Origin of the sequence: Caballeronia sp. (genome assembly GCF_049581465.1) — a bacterium.
Taxonomy (GTDB): domain Bacteria; phylum Pseudomonadota; class Gammaproteobacteria; order Burkholderiales; family Burkholderiaceae; genus Caballeronia.
In genome coordinates this window covers 1-3,892 of the sequence record NZ_JBAUSA010000127.1, presented here as the reverse complement: position 1 = coordinate 3,892, position 3,892 = coordinate 1, and the positions used below count along the sequence as shown (strand labels likewise).

Annotated in this window: 4 protein-coding genes; 2 read left to right on the top strand and 2 right to left on the bottom strand. The window is 58.4% G+C overall.

Annotation, left to right across the window (positions count from 1 at the left end; translation table 11 throughout):
* Positions 1-161 precede the first annotated feature (161 nt).
* Complete coding sequence (locus tag WCA53_RS03350) at positions 162-1,574, bottom strand: NAD(P)-binding protein (protein WP_423905454.1); 1,413 nt, start codon at positions 1,572-1,574, stop codon at positions 162-164.
* 254 nt (positions 1,575-1,828) lie between these two features.
* Here WCA53_RS03350 and WCA53_RS03345 point away from each other — a divergent pair, with 254 nt between their 5' ends.
* Together WCA53_RS03345 and WCA53_RS03340 are read left to right on the top strand one after the other, a co-directional pair.
* Positions 1,829-2,188, top strand: a complete 360-nt coding sequence (locus WCA53_RS03345) for a BON domain-containing protein (protein ID WP_423905452.1) — start codon at positions 1,829-1,831, stop codon at positions 2,186-2,188.
* A gap of 730 nt (positions 2,189-2,918) precedes the next feature.
* Entirely contained in the window at positions 2,919-3,482 is a 564-nt protein-coding gene (locus tag WCA53_RS03340; RefSeq protein WP_423905451.1) for a YSC84-related protein, read from the top strand.
* Positions 3,483-3,677: 195 nt separating this feature from the next.
* On the opposite strand, the gene WCA53_RS03335 is transcribed toward WCA53_RS03340, so the two are convergent.
* The coding region (locus WCA53_RS03335; RefSeq protein WP_423905449.1) for a winged helix-turn-helix transcriptional regulator at positions 3,678-3,892 on the bottom strand (215 nt) is incomplete at its 5' end.

Below are 3,892 nucleotides of genomic sequence, written 5' to 3'. Positions count from 1 at the left end.
GGCCAGAGCGGCCATCTGGTGCCGCCAGGAGCACCAGGACTCCGGGAAACCATGGCACAGCAGGACAAGCGGACCCGCACCTTGCGTGGCCACACGCATGCGCAGGGAGCCCACTTGCAGGGTATCGAGGCGGGGTTCGTCCAAAGCTGTCTCCATGGGGTTCACGCGATGGTCGCAAGCAGCGCTGGAAGCTTGGCTGCCGCGGCGGCCGCCTTGACCCCGCTTTCAAGCAATAGCGCGAACTTGGCTGTGTCGTCCGGTCTGACGCCGCGCAACATCGCGTTGAGGTTGTTCAGCCGGCACTGCGATAGCCAGGCGCTCAAGCCTTCGTTATGTCGCCAGCGCCCCGCGTTGGCAATGGTTGCCGCCCACATGCGCAGCCAGTCAATGGGGCGCTCGGGGCTGGGCACCGGGGTGCACAGGGCGTTCTTCTCGGCCGGGTCGCTGATGTGGCTTTCGACGTACGCAATGAGGGCCGCGCTGAAGACAGGCTGGCAAAAGCGCACCATCAGCAAATTGATATGGTCGCGATCGAACACCGGTAGCGCCGGCGGCATCTGGATCGCGCGGGCAGAGCAGTCGATGTAGAGCGTGTCGGGATCCGCGGTCAGCGAGCCCTGTTCGAGGGTGATTTGCGTTGGACGCACCGACCGCAGGTGCCCCAGGCGCACGATGTCTTCAATGCGACGAAGTTGTTCCAGTTCGGCCTGCGAAACAATAGCGCATCGATACACGCTCGGCGTCACCGCCCGGTCGATGCGCATGAGCAGCCCGCGCTCTTCAAGCCTGGCAAAAAGATCGGGTATCGACGTGGCCTCGGCGATGGCTTCGAACTGACCGATATTGCTGCTGACGGACCGTTCGAAGTTCTCTGCGCCGGGCTGAGTGTTGGCGCGGTCCAGCAGCCAGGCGTCACGCGGCATGATCCAGCGGATGTTCGCGGGGGCCACACCGTTTTGCAGCAGCCACAGGCAGGCGTCCATTCCGGTCTTGCCGGAGCCGACGACCGTATAGCAGGCATGCGGGCGCTGGACCTCGGGTAGCCGGTTCAACGGTATGCAGGTGACGCCCGAAGCAACTTCGTATTTAGGTGCGTGCGTAGAAGGCACCTCTGTTCTCGCGTGGGTAGCATTCACCAGTTTCGCGCGCGCGATGACCTGCCGGCTGTCGCCGTTTACTAACGACTTGAAGTGGTGCGTGCCACCGGGCCCCACACGGTATTCGCTCATTGGAAACCATTGAACGCGGCCGGAGGGTAGAAAGCGCTGGCGCATGACCTGATCGAAGTGAGCCAGCACCTCGGCGCCGGACGCCAGCTCGTACAGACCTTCGTTCAGGCCGGTCTTGTCCTTGGTCCAACTGCTCAGTTCTCGCGAGTTCACACCGTAAAAGGCTGAAGGCTGGTGCAGGCCGACGAACGAATAGGCGTCATTCCAGTGGCCACCTGGACGGTGATGTTTGTCGACCATCACAACGTGAGCGTCAGTCTCGCTGAGTAATGTGTCGACGAATGCCATGGCGGTAGCACCTGTGCCGACGACCAGGTAGTCGGTTTCGATCGGCTCTGTCACCATTGTTCCCCGCTGTGAATGGCGTTCGATGATGTGAACGGGATACCGTCAAAAGGGAAGTCATTCAGTGCGCAAGCCCTCATAGCGCGAATCTTTTCCTTGGCTAGAGGCTATAGGCTTCAGTCATCAGTCTTGAGTCGAACCAGTCAGTCCGCCGCGTTGGCCTGACGGGTTAGCACGGGATGGCAGTGGCGCACCAACCGACGCCTGGCTGGTGTAATCTAGCCAACGTGGACTCACTTCTGGTCGAGGCGAACATGAAATCGAATGCAATACGGGCTCTATTGTTGACGGCTTACATGGGCGTCGCGCTTTCTGCGTACGCTCAGTCAAGCGACGTCGCGCCAAACGCTGGCACGTCGGCGGACGCCAATAGTACGAAGACCACGTCAACGTCCGACCGCGCGCTTGCAAAAGCGGTTCGCCGTGCGCTCGGAAAGGCGCAAGGGATCGATGTGTCGAATGTCTTTGTGCGCGCACGCGGCGGCGCCGTGACCTTGAGCGGCAGCGTTGGCGACGGTGGCCAGATCCATCAAGCCGAACAAGTTGCCCGGACAGTTCCCGGCGTGAGTTCCGTGTCGAACAAACTCACTCTCTTTCATGGCGGAAACGGCTAGCTGCTCTCCGCTTCCCGCTGTTGAAATGCGGTTGTGTTATTTTTGATGCGCTATTTAGCTATGCAGATTATTCTGAATGGACGCGCGGGATAAGAACGGACTCGTTCCTGTCGTTGAGCATTGGGGTTTCCGTCAGCGCCAAAGACGCGAACCCTGTCCTTGAATACGCTCGGCCGCCGCGCAACCGTCAACATGTGGGACGCCGGCCATCATACGACGCACTGTGGTCACTCATCGAACCCTTGCTGCCGGCCCGCGCACCGCGCGATCGCCGATCCGCAACGGACGGCTAGTTTTGCACGGTTTGTGTAGTCGCCTTGAGGCTGGGTCCGGGGAGCGTATCCGTAATTCAGCCGAATCTACGCAGCGTATGAAATATTGAAATTGCGAAACAGATTGCGACATTTATTCAATTAATTATCGCACTCCTAATGTTTTGCCAAAAGGCAATGCTTGAGATAACCTCGCACCCTATAAAAATTTTAACTCGGCTCGCTATCGCAAACGCACTGAACGAGTTTGTCGGCTCCATGCGTGGTAATAAACCTCGATTTGCAACAATCATATTTAGCATTCCGAATATGTTTATTAAGCATCGTTTCAAATAACCGAAGACCCCCGCGTCCGTTTAGTCGTTACCTTAAATAAAACACACCAGCACCGAACGCACGACAAATCACCCAGGCTGTATTCAACCGGATATGGCCGACCTGCAAGCGGAATTGACCTCATGGCGAAATGCATCAGACTCATCGTGGCGAACCTGCTGTTGTTGCTGGCGACCTCCTGTTCGACTTCGCAAATCCCCCCTTCCAACGCGGTTGACCCCGGCTTGGAGGCTAGGGCGCGCGCGGCGCTTCAGCAGTTGTACGCCACCACGCCCAATGCGAAGGCGCTCCAGGCCCGGGCAAAGGCCGTGCTTGTATTTCCGGAGATACTCAAGGCGGGTTTGATCGTTGGCGCCGAGGAAGGAAACGGCGTGATGTTCGGCGCGGATGGAAAGGTGATGGGCTACTACAACGCAACGTCGGTCTCGTACGGTCTGCAAGCCGGCGCGCAGTCGTTTCACGAAGCCATGTTCCTCACGACCGATTCCGCAATCAACTATCTGCAGACGAGCGGCGGCTGGTCGATTGGCGCGGGTCCAAGCGTAGTCGTCGTCGATACCGGAGTGGCCCGGTCATTGACATCGACGACGCTGCAATCGGACGTCTACGCGTTCATTTATGGCCAGCAAGGGTTGATGGCCGGAGTAGGGTTACAGGGCCAGAAAATCTCGAAGCTCAGTCCGTGAGTGGTAGGGCTGCTGGTTCATCAGGCGTCAATCGGGCGCCCATCGGATCAGCACCTTATACATTCACAAGTTGTAGGCGCCAAATCTCGGCGCCTTCTTTTCCTTGGTCGAGTGTAAGCAACATCGTGTCGCGAAAGCCCTTCGTTATCTTCGGCTCAACATTCTGGCAGCCAGAGATCATGCCGAGAAATCGTCTTATGCGGCTTGCAGCATGAAATCAACGTGTACTGCCCCGTAAGGAAATACGATCGCGCCCTCGGCGTTGCGCTCTATCACTCCAGCGTCCAGCAACGCATGCACATCCCTATGGACGGCCTTAACGTCTCGGTCTACCCGCCGAGCAATCTCGCGAATCGATAGCGGCCCGGCCCCGGTGATGACCTTGATGATGTTCCAGCGCATTTGCGTAA